The sequence below is a fragment of the Acaryochloris marina S15 genome, from assembly GCF_018336915.1.
Taxonomy (GTDB): Bacteria; Cyanobacteriota; Cyanobacteriia; order Thermosynechococcales; family Thermosynechococcaceae; genus Acaryochloris; species Acaryochloris marina_A.
This window is the reverse complement of the sequence record NZ_CP064923.1, coordinates 1,626,884-1,643,827: the sequence shown is the minus strand read 5'-3', so window position 1 is coordinate 1,643,827 and position 16,944 is coordinate 1,626,884. Positions and strand designations below refer to the sequence as shown.

Sequence of the window (16,944 nt, the reverse complement as noted above, 5' to 3'; positions counted from 1 at the left end):
CTAGTCCACCTTGGCGGTAAACCGAATATAACCATAGGAATTCACAGGTACACCTGCAGCGGTGGCATTGGGAACATTACTGCTCAGTTGCACCGCCACGGCACCGTTGGTATTCGTCCCATCACAGTTGATATTCGGTAAAGTCACCATTGGATCGACATTCGGTTCAAAGTAATAGCCCTGGTCACCATCCGGCCCATTGGTGAGGGAGACTTCATTTGTGCCTAAACCTAGCATCATGCCGCGTCCAGATCCGGCTATTCCGCCTGGATCTTGATTGGGCTGGTTGTTGTAGGTATTTCGCTCATAGGTGGTGAAGTCAGGAACGCGATCACACAACGTCAAACTAAAGGCTTCCGATAACCCTGTATTTAAGAAGTAAATTGAATACTCCAAGTCATCACCGGGCTTTACGGGAGTCGATAGATTTAAGGCCCCTCGCAATGAGTTACTCACGGGTGAAGGCCAATGTGGATCGTTATCATCGCCGTCGGAACCATCCTCAAACCCGGTCACATTGACTCCATTCACTGCCGTAATCCGCTTCACTAGCAAGATCTCGGGGGGCAATCTATCGGAATTCACTGTTAAGATCGCCGTCGGTCGAGACGTATTTTGAATGGTAGTAGGGTTGCCACCGGGCATTGGATCAATCGAGGGTTGAATTTGAGCCGTCAAATCTCCCCGTTCAATCCGGTTTTGATAGCTCCCCATCAAACTAGACACCACATCTACTTGAACCTGGCAATTGGCTCCAGGGGCTAGGGTTGCCCCGGTCATCTGCACGGTAGATCCCCCAGGAGTTACCGTTACGGTCCCGCTTGGACAGGTTGTCGAAGCATTTGGGGTATTGGCCACAAATAAATCGGCGGGCAGCGAATCGTTAATCGACACATTCGATAACGGTTCACCCGATTCAGTATTGGTCTGGTTGTTGGTAATCGTTAAGGTTAACTGGCTAATCTCGCCCCCTTCTACAGAGGTGGGATTAAAGGATTTACCGGGAGTGATAGCTGCCAAGGCATTGAGAGTGGCTTGGGCTAATGCACTATTGGTGACATTCTCTTGGCTAAAGACATCCCCCGGCTGTAGTTGGTTAATCGTATTGCCGGTATCCAATAGTGTTACCCGTACCGTAACGGTACAACTTTGATTGGGGTTTAAGGCTGCCCCCGACAAAGTGAAGGTATTTTGACCGGGTGTTGCTGTGACGGTAGCAGTTCCACTATTGCCATCACTACAAGTTGTCGTGGCATTAGGCACGGAGAACACCACCATCTCGGCAGGCATCGTGTCCGTAAACCCTAATTGAGTGACGGGGATGCCGCCATTGGGGTTCGTCACTGTCACCGTTAAGGTACTCGGATCACCCACTCTAATACTCAGGGGACTAAAGGATTTATTGAGATTAATATTGGCGGTTGTCCGAGTTAAAGTTCCATCGACAACAACCGGGTTCACAAATCCTTCAGCAGTGGTGATAGAGCCAGCCGGCAAACTATTTACAAAAGTGGTGCTGCCTGTTCCATCCATAACGACTTCAAATCGAATGGTACAAATGCCAGGTACTCCGCCCACTTGAGCAGGTACCACACCGCCAGCAAAATTGACTGATTGACTTCCTGGAGTCGTGGTAATGGTGCCCCCACAGGTTGAACTAGTCACCAGTGGAGATGCAACCGTGACATTCGCTTGAGCCCAAGTATCTGTGAAGGTTGTAACGGTTAAGGGTTGGTCCCAGGTATTCGTTAACTCAATGACTGCCGTGGACTTACCCCCAGCAACCACTTCAGCCGACTGGAAGGTTTTGGTGCCTTCTAAGGGAGAGGTGACCGTTAGTACAGCGTCATCTTCGGTTGCGGGTTCACCTTCAATATTACTAAACCCTGATGTTGTATTGGTATAGGTCACAGGAGGGATAAAAGGCGGAGTATTTGTCGTAGCGATCTCAATAACATCAAACTCGATCGTACAGGTATCCGCATTTGGATCACTATCATCGACAGGGGCAATACTGCCGTTGATCATGCTGAAGGATGTACTGCCAGAGGTGTTTCCTGTAAAAATAGGTGTACTGCTAAAGTCACAACCAGTTTGGCTAAAGTTAGCAGGAGTTGCTATCTGCAAGTTAGCCGCAGGAGTGTTTGTGGTTAAATCATCTGAAATCGTGACCCCTGTGAGTGGCTGCGTTACCCCAGTATCAGTACGACGATTATTGCGAATGCTAATGCTTAGGGTTGAGGGCACGCCGCGACGAACGGAGCTGCTGTTGAAAGACTTAATGATTTCAACGCGATCGACCACGTTTAAGCGGCCTTGACTCCCCGTAACCGCATTGCTATCTAATCCTTGATCATTCAGGATCGAGTCGTCAGGAATGACGTTATCTAGGTTGGTGCCGACTGACGTTCCCAGAGGTAAGAACACATCCACTTGTACGGTACAAGTGGAGTTGGTACCAATGGTGCCGCCACTAAAGGTAAGTACATTAGTAGTTGCAGCTCCTGTTATGGTTGGTGAACCGCAATTGCTATTTGTAATATTGGGTGGATCAGCAATTTCTAAACTGCCCGGTAAGGTATCAGTGAAGCCCACTCCTGTTGCCCCAACTGCAAACGAATTATTTCGGACGGTAATGGTCATCCGAGAAGTATTTCCGGGAGAGATGGTGTCATTGTTGGAGTAGCCCTTATTCACCACCAATGCGGGTCGAACATTAATACTGTCTGAAACTGGATCAGCATTGGTACGACCTTCGTCGTTTCCTAAGTCACCAGCGGCTATGGTGTTGGTAACTGAGGAACCATTGCTGTTGTCAATATTGCCAATGACGCCTGGATCGACCTTGACCGTCAGGTTGATCGTGCAAGATCCCAGGCTATTCGTCGTCGCATCTGAGCCAGGGACTTGAGCAGAAGAAGGGACATTAGCACTATTGAGGGTAATACTGGATGCCCCTGGCGTGACAGTGAGTGCTTCGGAACCATTAGGGGTACAAGTTGTCGTCGCATTGGGGACATCTGCCACCACAATCGGGGCAGGTAAAGCATCCGTTAGGGTGGCATTCGTAAGGGGTCCACCGCCATTGGTAATCGTAATGGCTAAACTGGTGGTTTCCCCTTCATCCCGCCCGCCAGCCCCAAAAACCTTGGCTATAGAGATTTCGGTCTGCACATTCAAATTTGCGCTAGGGGAGTTACTGTTGCTAACCAGATTCTCTGTGCTGAGAGAACCGGAAGGAATGTTGTTGGAATAGGTCCCACCATTAGGTTGAGTCACCGGAAAGGTAACGGTACAAAAACTTTCATTGGGAAGGGTGCCACCGATCAATTCAATACCAGTGCCCCCTGGCTTAATATTGACCGTTCCCCCAGTACAGTTCGTAGTGGGAGTAGGGGCTCCTGGACGAGTATCGACTGTGAGCTGAAAGGGGCTGCTGGGCAAATCATCCGTTAGGGTTGGCGTTGCCGTTGTCCCCGTCAGGTCATATTCATTGGGGTTATTGATGCGGATGGTGACAATCGAGCGGCCATCTCCAGGAATGGTGTTGGGAGAAAATGATTTATTAAGGGTTGCAGGCGATGAACCATCCACTTGTAAGGTTGCTGCGGTGGGATCGGGATTCTCACCGTCTGCTGTAAATAATGCACCTGCGGGGATGGTGTCGTTATGGTTGCCAGCATTAAAGCCCCTAACTGGAATTTCGATAATACATCCAGGGGCACCAACGGGAATAGCTCCCCCCGTAATGGCAAATGACCCTGGCCCTCCGCCTGCACTACCGGTCGTGATATTGACCGTACTGCCACAGGTATTGGTGGTTGCTGCCGCATCGAACACCAAGTTCCCCGGCGCAGCAGGCAACGTATGGTTGAGGCTGGTGATGTTAACGGGGTTACTGGTGTTGTTGTTGAACGTTAAACGATAGATGACGGGAACGCCTGGAGGACTCTCTGTGGGGACAAATGCATTCAACAGGGCTAAGTCGGCATTGGGTGCCGCGACTGCTGGCTCATGGAATAGACCGAAGTGAGCCATTAAAGCACATAAGAATGTGCTGAAGGCCAAGATCAGTCCTCTTTTGGTCGAACGGTTGATTCCGTGCAGCCAAGCTTGCCAGCGGGCAAAAGTTATCTTCGGGAAACGAATGCGTTTCATCATGGAATTAAAAATATTTGGTTCAGAGGTTTACCGTCATCCACCGGTGGAGAAAGCTCCTTGGATGGAGTCTCTTGTACAGAAGGGCAATTTTGAACCATCCGTCCAACTCCCCCTGTTTTTCCCGTCAATCTGACACTTGCACCTGCGAAATTCGGAGTAAAGAAGGATATATTCCGATTTCGCTTCAATAGTATTCCCAGAACCAGGACTGACCCTACACCAAGCTTTAAGTCCTTTGGCAAGGATTCCTACCGAAAAAGATAAATCTAAAAGAGCTGGATGATACTTATGATTGTGCGCATCCAAAGAAATTTTTCCTAACTAGATAAATTAAAATCTCGCGGTAGTCTTTTTACCTTGAACCCATCAAAAATCCTAGGGTTAGCAATTCGCCATCTAAAAGATCTAATGAGGAAGAAGTTTTCTACCTAGCTGTAGATGGCGCATCAATAGTGACTACAACGCATCGAATTAAAATCAATATCTAATTATTGAAATAGATTAATAATTAAAGAAGTTATCAAAGTAAAAATTACTGTAAAAACAAACTAGCAGATCAAAGCAAAGACAATACTATCGGGGCTTTTGCCCATCATTATATTTAGTTATTTTTTATCGAAAAAGATATTCATAAGAATAAGTTTTCATAGACATGCAGAAAAAAAGAAAACTTTTTCACATTCAGTTCAATCCTTTGCTTTGACTGATGAATGGCGTTCTCTTTGTTTAACCATTATGCCAAGCTACAGCAAGGGAATGAATGCCAATCTTGATAGATTTATGACAGGATTTAGAATCTTCTTGCATGACAGTACGGGCAAAGTAATTGAGTCTATTCCTATTGACTAAACATGGAAATCAATGATCGATTTTGCTTGTGCTTGACCCATCCTGTTAGAGACACTTTTTTACCAGAAATAATTTTAGGTATGCTTTACGTTGCTATTGCGCAAATAGCAACGTAAAGCAACCAGTCGGTAGCTTTTGGGTTATCGCTTTATCCTATACCCAGAAAAAATATGTTCTCCTATTTCCCTTTCCTAAAAGTATTCTGTGTAAGAAAGCAACCAAGAAAACAGCATCGACCTCAAGCTTTGTTATCGAGCTTTTTTGTAACAGCAGCTACCATGTCTTTAGCATTGCCACCCATTATTGTGCAAGATCAAAGCCCCTTCGCTACTCGTAATCCTTTTCAGCTTCGGGGGAAAACCACAATGTTTGGGAACCCCATCATCACCTGTTCAATGACATTAGGAATCCGAACAGGTTCTTGCAATAGTGCTCAAACAACTACAACTACTGGCACCAACAAACTCCTCACAAATAATGCTGACTGGATAGATTATATAGATAGTGATGCCACTGCCTTCACCTCTTCCTCCGCGGCCTATAATTTTCCCGCAGATAACCCTAGATTTCAAATTTTCTGGGCCAGACTGTACTGGACTAGGAACACTTCCACTGGCAGAAGTATTCCTAGTCCAGCGAGTAAAACAGCAGATCATTCAGCTCTACAAAATCAACTACTGCTGAAAACACCTGGGCCTTCAACTAAAAAAACTGTTGCCAAAAATATATTTAATCAACATTTTGGGTATCTCTCTCCATATTCTTTAACGCCCTGTTAGGACAAAGAATTTCAACCCTGTTGCTGACCAATACTTAATCAGCAGCCAACCAAATTCCTATTATTTTTGAGTTTTGACCATGCAATTATTCGACCAATTAGCAAGACTGCTTTCTCCTCGCTGTAAGCAGTCTGAAATTTCTCTAGTGTCGACTAAAAGAAAACTAGGGACTGAGGGTCAAAAATTATGGATGCTTCCTCTACTTGCAGGAAGCATATCGCTCAATTTTTTAATTGTTGACACAATCTTTCCATCATTTGCATTGGCAGGAGATTTAGAATTCTCGGTAGGCAGTTACACGAGTCCCCCCAATGGCCCCAGTGCAGGACCGCACACAGCAACTCTTCAAGAGAACACGACAGGAAATACTTTTGTACCCTATACACCAAATATTTCCATAACGGTTTCTCTCTCGAATCAGCAATATACAGACGGATTAGCATTTGGATCATCGATTAATACTACAGGTACTACGCCGGCCTCAAGGTCTGTCTTCAGTTCGATGAATGCTCTTGGCGCACCTGTCGATTCCATGTTCACTTCAAGCCCCAATAGCACGCCAGGGACAGGAATATCGGTAGTTGACAACTATGCCTTTGACCTATTTGCAACGGTAGAGCCCTTGCGTATCGCTGATCTATCCACAAATGGTAGATATTACTATGGGGACATCACTGTAACGTTTAATCGACCTGTTTCAAATCCAGTAATCCAGATAAGTGCTTTGGGTGGGACAAGCGTTGTAGGCGGATTAGCTCATGGACATACAGCCGAATTCGAACTAGCCACCCCAGGTATTACCGCCAGTAGATTATCTGGGTCTGCTTTTTTTGACGTTACGGGCAACACAATATCAAACACTGCGGCTACCATAACTTCATCCTGCTCTACAGGGGCTGCTTGTGGTAGTGTCCTGTTCACGGGCACTAATATTACGTCCCTTACCTTTAGAGTTTATGTCAGAGGAGACTCTCAGCCAGGTCCTTGGTCAAGTCCAACCACCTATTCGGGTGACAGATTTTTCTTCGGAGGAGTGTCTGTTGCTGAACCTGTAACAATTTCGGGAACAGTTTTTGATGATACCAATGGATTAACGGATAGCTTAATCAATGGGACAGGCACCAATGCGGGTGGACTATTTGCAAATTTGGTAGATAGTAGTGGCAATGTTGTTGCTTCTACCACGGTTGCATCGAATGGTATTTATTCTTTTCAGGCAATTGGGGCCGGTCAATACACGGTATCGCTTAGTACTACGGCTGGTGTACAAGGGAATACGGCCCCTGCAGCTAGTCTTCCTGCCGGTTGGGTTAATACGGGAGAAGGAACAGCATCCTCCGGAGACGGTACCGTCAATGGTGCTACCCCCATAACCGTTAACTCAGTTGATGTCAGCGGAGTTAATTTCGGGATTAATCTTCAACCTAGTGACTATGGTGATGCCCCTGATTCCTACGGCGATGCTAGCCACACTATATCGCCCGCGCTTTATCTAGGCAGTGCGGCTCCTGATAGCGAAGCGGATACTCAGCTCGGTGGAGACGCCGGGGCTGGGGCCGACGGCGACGATGGCGACGGTACCGATGATGAAGATGGAGTCACCTTTAGCCCGTCTCTTAGCTTCCCCGATACCATTCATGTCGTACAGGCAGGGATTAGCAACACCGTTGATGTTAACGCCTCCGAAGCTGGCATCCTCAATGCTTGGATTGACTATAACCAAGATGGTGACTTTGATGATCCAGGTGAGCAGATCTTTGATGATGAAAACTTAAGTGCAGGCAATAATAGCCTTTCCTTTATTCCAGATATAACGCTCTTGCATGGTCCAACCTATGCTCGCTTCCGTTTCGGCAGCCAAACTGGCCTAGGACCGGACGGATCCGCCACAGATGGAGAAGTTGAAGATTACGAAGTCAATATTGCTTCTCCCGTCACAGATATCAACGCCTGCGCCGTGACGGGCCTAGTCGATGGAGAATTTGAGCTATTAGATATTGCCCAGGGTTCACCCTCCTCAGTTCTATCCTTTGGCAGTGCTCCCACCTTAGCTCGCCAATACAACGAGACCGATGTACCCGGCTGGAACTTTGAAGGTACGACTACACCTACACCGCTGGATGATATAGAAATATGGCAATCCCAACATGGCGGAGGGCAAGTTCCCTTTGATGCCTTTGAAGGGGGACAACATGCTGAAATCAACGCCGAAGAAGATGGTGCTCTATTTCAGGATGTGGTGACCACACCGGGGGCGGCGATGGGCTGGCAGTTTGCTCACCGGGGTCGAACGGGCAACGATACCATGGAGTTTCGCCTTGGCCCTCCTGGCGCTACCGTCAGTCAAGGAACATTCACGTCTGGCAATGATGTCAACGACCCCAACGAAGGATGGAAACTCTACAATGGCACCTACACCGTTCCGGCGGGGCAGTACGTCACCCGGGTTGAATTAAGAGCGGTCTCTACCGCCACCGGCAACATCAGAGCTGGAAACTTTATTGATACCGTAGAGTTCACTTTGCCGCCATGTATTCCTCCCTATGACCCCAACTTGCTGCTGGTTAAGCGGATCACTAAGGTCAACGGCGGCACAACTAGTGTCGCTGGCGACAATTTAGCGGCCTATAAGCAGGAAGAAGCTTATGTTTATGACGACAACACTATCGAAGCTGCAACACCACCCGATACGGACAAGTGGCCCAATACCACCGGTAAAGCGAGCAGTACTTTCTTGATTGGTGGCACAGATGGCGGTCGGACTCGGCCGGGTGATGAAGTTGAATACACCATTTACTTCCTCTCAACCGGAAATATAGATGCTGCTGATGTTCAACTCTGTGACAAAGTGCCCGACTTCCAAACTTATGTCCCAGATGCCTTTAACTCCGTCCCCCCCGGACCTAGCGGTGGTGTAGGAGCTAATCGAGGCATGGTGGTGGAGTATGACGGTAATACGTTCTCCTATACCAACGATGCAGACGGTGACATTGCTCAGTTCTTTCCACCTGGTTCTGCACTACCCGCCGCTTGTAACGGTACAGCAGCCCAAACCGAAGATAACGGCGCAGTTGTCATCAATCTGGGGAATCTGCCCCACGCCATCAGCACAGGCTCTCCCACCACTTCTTATGGTGCCATTCGTTTCCGGGCCACGGTGAAATAGCTCCTTACTGAAGATAATGTGGTAGGTTCCAAACCATCCGTTAGCTCGCTGGCCTCTCTAGACAACTGTAAGCTCAATCGTGGTCCCTGCCTGGCGTAAGCGATCGGCCAGCACATCGCCTAATCCAGTCGCTGGAGTCAACACACCACCGCGTTGCTTACCCGGCAACTGATCAGCCTGAGTCGCCAAACATAAGGCCGACTCGCATAAAAACTTCACCGTCGAGCGATTACCTGGATCGCCTTGATTGTGAATCAGGCACCGCACCTGTTGGCCATTACTGGCCTGCCCTATCAATTCACAACGGAACCATCCTTCATCCATCACCTGAGTAGAAGGACCGCTGCCCGGTTGAGGCAGTCGAGACTGTAGCAATGATCTAGCCCACCCTTGACTTAAGGCCAATCCAAATACCCCCGTTGCCAAAGTGGTACCGAGGGCAGCTAACGGTCCATCAAATTTCAGATATTCTTGATAGGCAAAATGGGCACCATAGGACTCTTGCCATTGATCAAAGAGGGCGCTACTGCGTCTGACCACGCGAGTATTCACAGGTCCCATGAAAAAAGGTGCCGTCCAGACCTGCAAGTCTGAGTCATACTGCGGTCCCTTGGGATCTTGGCTCAGGGGTGCAATATCGAGGGGGGACTCTTCCGGGGGATTGAGTAAATAGGGATCCGCCATCTGGGAAGACTCTCCTGACTGCATCAAGTTGATGGCAGAAGCCAAGGTGCCGCCATTAAAGCCGCCTGCAGCTTTGAAGCAAGCTTTAACTTGCCGACAAGAGACGCCCAATTCCTGCTGCATAAACCGCACCACTAGGTAGGTACCCAGGTCTGATGGTACTGAATCAAAACCACAGAAGGGAATAATGCGGGTGCCGTCCGCTGAGGCTTTGGCATGGTAGCGCTGGATGAGTGATTTGACCCAGGGGGTTTCGCCAGTGATATCGACGTAGTGGGTTTGCTTACGGACACAGGCATCCACCAACAAATCCCCATATAAGGCGAAGGGACCGGCAGTATTGAGAATGACGTGGGCCTGTTCGGCAATGGTATCCAGTCCTTCCTGGTCCTGGCTATCGGCTACTAAGACATCCGCAGCAGAAGCACAGTCGGCTTTGACCTGCTCAAGTTTTTGGCGATTCCGACCTGCGATCGCCCATCGGATTTGCTCACCCGCATGCTCGGCAAAATATTCAACCGTTTGCCGCCCAGTAAACCCACTCGCTCCGTAGAGAACAACGTCATAGGGTCGAGAATTGCTCATACAGCGTCCAAGTCAACGGCTCTTTTATCGTATACTGATTAACCTTTTGCTAGGTTTAAGGAAAATAATCTCAGGGCTAGCATCAGGATTTTCCAAACTTAGCTTGACCTGAGATGATGGATCCACCTGAACCACTGACTAACTATGCAAGATATCAAAGACAAACTCGCTGAAGACATTGCGGATATTGAATGGAAGGATCTGATTCCCCATTCTCAACGGGATGCCATTATTGTGGTGACGCCTCATTTAGATTTGCTGGATGTGGGGGCTGCGATCGCAAATGACAATACCCAATCTGTCCATCATTGGATCAGCGAAAGTCTGATTTACAAGCCCTCGGCTCAACAGTTGAGCGACTGGAATACTCAACCAGAGACAAAATTCACCACGTTGATTGTGCAACCCTTTGTTCTAGTTGCTCAGAGCGATTAGAGTATACGCGAATTAGAGACATTACAGTTGTCCAAGTTTTTGGTCCTGATAGAGGTTTATCCAACAATATGTCGCTTTTATAGCCCATTTAGGGGGGATCAAACTCTCAAAATATAATCTGCATGAAGAGGGTATTATTCGGCAATTGACATTAAATATATTGGATTGAGGTGTCATGCATTACGCTGCCGTTTAACCTTAGTTATCCCGCTGGACAAACGGCAATGCTACATCGCGAATATCAGTACGTCGGCCCAGCAGAGATTCACGATATTGCCCGAACTCAACCAGCTGGAACATCAATCCTCTGTGCAGATGACCTTTGTCATTGGCTCACGTCCACTGCGACCGAAAAAACACAAGAGGGCAGTTGGATCGCAACCTTTACAATCGGCGTCAATGAAACTCTGCGTCTAGCAACTCGGAGATCGGAACATATTGCTTGCGCTGCTGGTGGTCCTGTTCTTTCAGCAGGTGAAATAACGATTGACCAGAACCATGAAATAGCTACAATCTCAAATCAATCCACAGGATTTTGTCCTGAACCTGAGTCTTGGTGGGTAGTTGAATCAGTACTGAATCGCATTGGTATTAAACATCCCGGTCGATTCACAGACGTCATTGTGTTTCGACTATGCCCTAACTGCAACGCATGCAACATCGTCAAAGATGCGTGGTTCTATTGCCAACTTTGTGATGCTAAGCTTCCAGAGAGATGGAACTTTCCGTTGATTGAAAATAAGCGATAACAATGCCATTCATCTGAACCGCTAATCCGGTTAATGATGAAGACTCTCATCAGCGGGCAGCAGGCCGCTGCCCACTGATGAGAGTCATTAGGTTTCACATAATGGACTTAAAATCAAGCCTTTACGGAGTAGATCTCACTGATAGTTTTGTATTAGATTGGCGGTACCAGGGAGACTCCCTTATATTCGATTTAGAAGCAAGCCTTTGGCCTGAGAACGTCGCATATGAGACACCCAAGCCAAATGAATACACTTGCTACAAAAAGGCTAGGCTAGTCTTTGCTGGGGTTAGAAAAATATCAGGCCTCAAGCAAAAGGAGGACATTGTTCCTACGAAGGATCAAGATGGTTCAGTTGATTACGGATGCATCGATAGCTACCACCATCGTGAACCGACTACACACATTCTCTGCGGTAACTTCGGTCGTGTTGAATTAGTCTGTACCTCAACTTTATTTGAGGTTATCTCAACCAAATAAATCGTTGAAGTTGATCACCTTTAGCTGAAACTAAACTTAGTCATTAAAATGGGATGTTGTTCACCGACTAAATTTAAAACTTGTTTTTGGTGCACATAAAAATGCCACACCTGAAAATTGTGATGGGATTGTTATTGGGGACATCATAGACCGCCAATTGGTTCAATAAACTGCGAGACCGCAAAGCTAAAGCACGTGTGCAAGCACGTATTGACCGTATCGAGATTGGCAACTTCGGCGATGTTGCCGGGGTTAGCGAGCTTCGCATTCATTATGGTCCGGGTTACAGAGTTTACTTTGTACAACGTGGTTCAGTTGTTGTCATATTGCTGTCTGGTGGCGATAAAAGCTCCCAAAATGCTGACATTAAAAGGGCCAAGGAAATTGCTAAACCGTTGGAGGATTGAATGATGTCCATAAGCACAACTCGCTGGGATTCAGCCGCGCATCTCAAAACAGACGAAGATATTCAGCTATACCTAGAGGCATGTGTTGAAGAAGCAGAAGATGATCCTGCTTTAATTATTCATGCTCTAGGAGTTGTCGCTAGGGCTAAAAATATGAGTCAACTCTCCCGAGAAACAGGTTTGAGCAGAGAAGGGCTGTATAAAGCGCTATCAGTTGATGGCAACCCCACTTTTGCGATAGTCGCAAAAGTTACTAAAGCCCTCGGATTCAAGCTAACCATTCAGCCAACGGTTTAGTTGTAGCTAATTTCAGCTTTAACCAGCGCTTGCACTGGGCATTCGGATATCATGACCATTACTTTATTTTTTGATCTGTTCACGCCAGTGAGGCGAAGCCGTTTCATCCAGATCCAGAGTGTTGTTTTACTATTTCCCCTATAAGCATTGCAGAGTTTGGATTAAGGACAAAGGCTGTAAGCTAATATGCCAAAAATGATGAAAATCAAAATTATCAAGCTAAACGAAGCAGCCCAAGTGCCTTGCTATAGTCACACTGATGATGCAGGACTAGATCTATTTGCCATCCAAGCCCAGCAAATTTCGCCGGGTGCATCTGTACTCATTCCCACCGGGATTGCCATCGAGTTACCCCAAGGAACGGAAGCCCAGGTGCGCCCGCGCAGTGGGTTAGCCCTCAAGCATTCCATTACGGTATTGAATTCACCGGGAACCATTGATGCGGGGTATCGCGGTGAAATTGGCGTGATTTTAATTAACCACAGCCAAGAAGTCTTTCAGGTAGTTGAAGGGATGAAAATTGCCCAAATGGTGATTGCACCTATTTTGCGAGTCGAGATTGAAGAAGTATCTGAATTAAGCTCCACCCAAAGAGGAGAGGGAGGATTTGGATCCACTGGATATTCCTAACGTCATTAAAGGGGAAATATAAAGGCTTGGCCAAGCTTTTTCTGATCAGTTCAGGGGAAATTTATCCACACCCAATTCGGTGATTAACGATGGGGTTTGACAATCGTTTTATTGGGTCCCTTCACTACCGTTACCTTGGGGCCATTAAAAACGGTTCGCTTCGGACCATCGTAAAAAGTTCGCTTCGGGCCACTATAAAATGTCCGTTTGGGACCGCTGTAAAAGGTGCGCTTAGGGCTATGAACTAAGGTTCTTTTGGGACCTTTACGAATAATCGGTTTAGCATTAGCCGGGATCGCAATTCCAGTGGAACCCAGTACTAGAAAAGCAGCTAAAACAAGGGATTTTTTAGTCATAAGTCAATTGTGTAACGCTACTGCTTAGACTGGCCCTGTCCTAGAAAGGTTCAAAGAGTTTTGAATGGGTTGTTTCGATCCTTCGTCTTTTTAGGGATCCGGCCACACAATCCTTGCTGTATCAGCACTGGAGAGGGTTTCGCTATTCTAAGAGAGAGCATGCCTGTTCCGTGAAGGGGAGACGCTCTGTCAGTCGATTTAAAAATAAATTGCCCCGGGAACGACAATTACGGAGTCTAAAGTCGCGGATCCCCGGAGCACACACATGATAATAACTAATGATACCTATAAATTTGGATTGTTGCAAATCTATGTAAAAATTGCACCGCCCATGAGTTTTTGGTAGCGAAGATTTAATTCAGATTGCATCAGGGGCCAAGGGGCTAAAGTGCTGTCTTTTTCCAAGACTTTTTCAGCCGCTTGACGGGCTAATTCTAGAGTCTCTTGATCATCCACTAAGCTGGCTAGGGCTAGGTCGGGCAGCCCCGATTGGCGGGTGCCTAAAACTTCTCCTGGCCCCCGAAAGCGCAGGTCCATTTCAGCAATAAAAAAGCCATCTTGGGACTGTTCCAACACCGCTAAACGCTGGCGGGCTGTTTCCGTTTTCGAACTGTTCATCAGCAAACAATAGGACTGATGGGCCCCTCGACCGACTCGGCCCCGCAGCTGATGGAGTTGGGATAAGCCAAACCGATCGGCATGTTCAATCAACATCACTGTGGCGTTGGGAATGTCGACCCCCACTTCCACCACGGTGGTCGAAACGATAATCTGCAGCGTTTGGTCGCGAAACTGGGAAATGACCGCTTCTTTTTCCGCAGAGGTCAGCCGTCCGTGCAGCAGCCCCACCTGGAAGTTGGGAAAAATAGTGTTCTGGAGGCGATCATGCTCTTGCACAGCCGAGCGTAAATCTAGCTTTTCGGACTCCTCTACTAGGGGCAGGACAATATAAATTTGTCGTCCCTGGGCGATTTCCCGTCGCATCAGGTCGTAAGCATGGGCCCGATCACGGGCGGTCAACATGGTGGTTTTAATGGCCTGTCGTCCCGGCGGTAGCTCATCAATCTGACTGACATCCAGATCACCATGCAAAGTCAACGCTAGGGTACGCGGGATGGGGGTGGCGGTCATGGTGAGCACATGGGGATGCTGGCCTTTTTGTTGGAGCAATGCCCGCTGCTGGACGCCAAAGCGATGTTGCTCATCAATCACGGCTAAACCCAAGCGATCAAATTCAACATTGTCTTGAATTAAGGCGTGAGTGCCGACCAGCAGGGGCAGCTCTCCTGTTGTAAGCTGTTCAGAAATTTGCCTACGTTTAGCAGCTTTGGTGGACCCCGTTAATAAATCGACGGGTAAATGTAGCTGATTAAACCATTCCACTAGCTTGTGATAATGCTGCTCAGCCAAGACTTCCGTCGGGGCCATCAGGGCGGTTTGATACCCGGATTGAATGGCTGACAACAGGGCAATCACTGCCACCACAGTTTTACCTGACCCGACATCCCCCTGGATCAGACGGTTCATGGGCTTAGTGGATTGCAAGTCTGCCAGAATATCCTGGACCACCCGCTGTTGAGCCCCTGTGAGGGTAAAGGGCAACACCTCATAAAACTGCTCCAGTAACTCTCCGTGGATGCTCAGGGGGACACTCTCTTGGGTTTGGCGCTGCTGTTCTCGGCGGACCAGCATCCCTAGCTGCAAGTAAAAGAATTCATCGAAGATCAAGCGACGACGGGCTCGATCTAAGGCATCACTATCCGGGGGGAAATGCACATTTGCGATCGCACTTGGCAAATCCGTCAAATTATTTTGCTGCTTCAGGCCCTCAGGCAATGGATCGCGAAGGCTTTTAGCCGCGGGTAAGGCCGCCACCACTGCTCGACGCACCAGATCAGGTGTTACCCCTTCCGTCAGGGCATAGATGGGCACCACCCGACCAATCACCATGGACTCAATTTTGTCCCCAGAATGGTTCAGAACCTCTAGGTCAGGATTATCTAGGGTGATGCCATACTTGCTGCTCTTGACCAAACCAGAGGCCGCTACAACGGCTCCCGGAGGGTAAAGACGCTTTTGTTGCTCTTGCCAACCCCGACTGCGAAAGCGATTACCGGCGTAGAATCGACTGAGTTTTAACTGGCCCGAGGCATCCTTAACCACCAGCTCAAAAATAGTCAGCTTGGGATTGCGGGGACTGCTAAAGCAATTGACCCGCCGCACCGTCGCTACCAGGGTGACCGTTGCCCCTTCTTCTAGATCACGAATCGACACCTGTCGGGCATAGTCAATATGGTCGCGGGGATAGTAGAACAGTAAATCACGCACACTATAGAGTCCCAGCTTCTCCAGCTTCTGAGCACTCTTAGGGCCAATTCCTGACAAAGACAGAATGGGCAGATCCAGGGATAGCTTCTGGGGCGTAGCCTTGAGCTTTTGGGTGGCAGGCTTTCGAGGTTTAGGGGGTGGGTCGGTAGCCTGACGATAATCCTTCTGGGTGGAATAGAGGAGGCGTCGGGTTTCAGCCACCAAGTGCTGACGTTGGTTGAGGGTCAGTTCTGCATAACCGCTAAACTTCTGGGCCGTGGACTGCCACCGCTCTTGCACAGTGGACTCGGAATGGGGCGGGACCGAACTGGCCAAACTCTGCTGAAGAAACTGACTAAAGCGAAATTGCTTACCTTCTAGGTCACAGAATCCGCGATCGGCTTCCACAGAGAGGGCTTGTTGCAGCCTCACCCAATCGGGGAGGCCTGAGGTGGATACAACTGGAACAGAATCACCCATAGACGTTGCAGCGATATTGCCCCCATTGTAATGATCAATGGAGATCTTGAGATCCGTTTACCGCAGATGGAGACAGCTCATATTGCCAAATCGGCAGGTCGTTAAGGGTGAGGGTTGTCGTTTTCTGGCTGCCCAAGCGTTGGGCGACCCGTTGCGACCTTACATTCTCGGGATGAATCAAGCTAATGAGTTTCGGGCACTGCAACTGGTTAAAAGCCACATCTACAGCCGCCTTCGCACTTTCTAGGGCATAGCCGTATCCCCAGTAGGATCGCGCCAACATCCAGCCCACCTCTAACCCCGGCCAGCCCTCGGGATAGTAGAGGCCCACCCGACCCATCAGGGTTTGGGTGGCTTTTTCTTCCACTGCCCATAAGCCATAGCCTCGGATAGACCAATGCCCCAGCACCATAGCCATGTTCTTCCAGGCTTGGGTCCGAGATAAGGTTTCTCCAGACCCGATATAAGCCACGACCTCAGGATCTGCCAGCATGGCAGCATAGGCCTCTAAATCCCCAGCGCAAAATTGTCGCAGCCGCAGCCGTTCGGTTTCTAGAATTCGCATGGTGTGGGCAAGCCC

12 protein-coding genes are annotated in these 16,944 nt (G+C 48.4%); 7 read left to right on the top strand and 5 right to left on the bottom strand.

Annotated features, from left to right (window positions below; translation table 11 throughout):
- On the bottom strand, positions 1–4,161 hold the full coding sequence (locus I1H34_RS08225; RefSeq protein WP_212665171.1) for a beta strand repeat-containing protein: 4,161 nt from the start codon (positions 4,159–4,161) through the stop codon (positions 1–3).
- A gap of 1,019 nt (positions 4,162–5,180) precedes the next feature.
- Here I1H34_RS08225 and I1H34_RS08220 point away from each other — a divergent pair.
- Both I1H34_RS08220 and I1H34_RS08215 read left to right on the top strand, forming a co-directional pair.
- Positions 5,181–5,789, top strand: a complete 609-nt coding sequence (locus I1H34_RS08220) for a hypothetical protein (RefSeq protein ID WP_212665170.1) — start codon at positions 5,181–5,183, stop codon at positions 5,787–5,789.
- 532 nt (positions 5,790–6,321) lie between these two features.
- Entirely contained in the window at positions 6,322–8,955 is a 2,634-nt protein-coding gene (locus I1H34_RS08215) for a GEVED domain-containing protein (RefSeq protein WP_249369924.1), read from the top strand.
- Positions 8,956–9,012: 57 nt separating this feature from the next.
- Here the strand turns inward: I1H34_RS08215 and I1H34_RS08210 are convergent, their stop codons facing one another.
- Positions 9,013–10,224 (bottom strand): saccharopine dehydrogenase family protein, encoded by a 1,212-nt coding sequence (locus tag I1H34_RS08210; RefSeq protein WP_212665168.1) that lies wholly within the window; start codon positions 10,222–10,224, stop codon positions 9,013–9,015.
- 144 nt (positions 10,225–10,368) lie between these two features.
- Here I1H34_RS08210 and I1H34_RS08205 point away from each other — a divergent pair, with 144 nt between their 5' ends.
- The 5 genes from I1H34_RS08205 (at position 10,369) to dut (ending at position 13,221) form a co-directional block, all read left to right on the top strand.
- Positions 10,369–10,659 (top strand): DUF2288 domain-containing protein, encoded by a 291-nt coding sequence (locus tag I1H34_RS08205; RefSeq protein WP_212665167.1) that lies wholly within the window; start codon positions 10,369–10,371, stop codon positions 10,657–10,659.
- A 224-nt stretch (positions 10,660–10,883) separates the two neighbouring features.
- A complete protein-coding gene (locus I1H34_RS08200) occupies positions 10,884–11,408 on the top strand; it encodes a hypothetical protein (RefSeq protein ID WP_212665166.1) in 525 nt (174 codons plus the stop codon).
- A 649-nt stretch (positions 11,409–12,057) separates the two neighbouring features.
- On the top strand, positions 12,058–12,294 hold the full coding sequence (locus I1H34_RS08195; RefSeq protein WP_212666193.1) for a type II toxin-antitoxin system RelE/ParE family toxin: 237 nt from the start codon (positions 12,058–12,060) through the stop codon (positions 12,292–12,294).
- Between the two features lie 3 nt (positions 12,295–12,297).
- Complete coding sequence (locus tag I1H34_RS08190) at positions 12,298–12,591, top strand: addiction module antidote protein (protein ID WP_212666192.1); 294 nt, start codon at positions 12,298–12,300, stop codon at positions 12,589–12,591.
- 198 nt (positions 12,592–12,789) lie between these two features.
- Positions 12,790–13,221, top strand: coding sequence for a dUTP diphosphatase (dut, locus tag I1H34_RS08185; protein ID WP_212666191.1), 432 nt, complete (start codon positions 12,790–12,792; stop codon positions 13,219–13,221).
- Between the two features lie 83 nt (positions 13,222–13,304).
- Here the strand turns inward: dut and I1H34_RS08180 are convergent, their stop codons facing one another.
- The 3 genes from I1H34_RS08180 to I1H34_RS08170 all read right to left on the bottom strand — a co-directional run bounded on the left by I1H34_RS08180 (position 13,305) and on the right by I1H34_RS08170 (position 16,929).
- Positions 13,305–13,577, bottom strand: a complete 273-nt coding sequence (locus I1H34_RS08180; RefSeq protein ID WP_212665165.1) for a hypothetical protein — start codon at positions 13,575–13,577, stop codon at positions 13,305–13,307.
- 309 nt (positions 13,578–13,886) lie between these two features.
- A complete protein-coding gene (recG, locus tag I1H34_RS08175; protein WP_212665164.1) occupies positions 13,887–16,364 on the bottom strand; it encodes an ATP-dependent DNA helicase RecG in 2,478 nt (825 codons plus the stop codon).
- A 34-nt stretch (positions 16,365–16,398) separates the two neighbouring features.
- Positions 16,399–16,929: a GNAT family N-acetyltransferase gene (locus tag I1H34_RS08170; RefSeq protein ID WP_212665163.1), complete on the bottom strand. Its 531-nt coding sequence runs from the start codon at positions 16,927–16,929 to the stop codon at positions 16,399–16,401.
- Positions 16,930–16,944 lie beyond the last annotated feature (15 nt).

Excerpts from the sequence above, each read along its gene's own strand:
- dut (WP_212666191.1), top strand. The coding sequence starts at position 12,790 with ATGAAAATCAAAATTATCAAGCTAAACGAAGCAGCCCAAGTGCCTTGC.
- I1H34_RS08220 (WP_212665170.1), top strand. The coding sequence starts at position 5,181 with ATGTTCTCCTATTTCCCTTTCCTAAAAGTATTCTGTGTAAGAAAGCAA.
- I1H34_RS08210 (WP_212665168.1), bottom strand. The coding sequence starts at position 10,224 with ATGAGCAATTCTCGACCCTATGACGTTGTTCTCTACGGAGCGAGTGGG.
- I1H34_RS08170 (WP_212665163.1), bottom strand. The coding sequence starts at position 16,929 with ATGCGAATTCTAGAAACCGAACGGCTGCGGCTGCGACAATTTTGCGCT.
- recG (WP_212665164.1), bottom strand. The coding sequence starts at position 16,364 with ATGGGTGATTCTGTTCCAGTTGTATCCACCTCAGGCCTCCCCGATTGG.
- I1H34_RS08180 (WP_212665165.1), bottom strand. The coding sequence starts at position 13,577 with ATGACTAAAAAATCCCTTGTTTTAGCTGCTTTTCTAGTACTGGGTTCC.
- I1H34_RS08215 (WP_249369924.1), top strand. The coding sequence starts at position 6,322 with ATGTTCACTTCAAGCCCCAATAGCACGCCAGGGACAGGAATATCGGTA.
- I1H34_RS08200 (WP_212665166.1), top strand. The coding sequence starts at position 10,884 with ATGCTACATCGCGAATATCAGTACGTCGGCCCAGCAGAGATTCACGAT.
- I1H34_RS08190 (WP_212666192.1), top strand. The coding sequence starts at position 12,298 with ATGTCCATAAGCACAACTCGCTGGGATTCAGCCGCGCATCTCAAAACA.
- I1H34_RS08205 (WP_212665167.1), top strand. The coding sequence starts at position 10,369 with ATGCAAGATATCAAAGACAAACTCGCTGAAGACATTGCGGATATTGAA.
- I1H34_RS08225 (WP_212665171.1), bottom strand. The coding sequence starts at position 4,161 with ATGATGAAACGCATTCGTTTCCCGAAGATAACTTTTGCCCGCTGGCAA.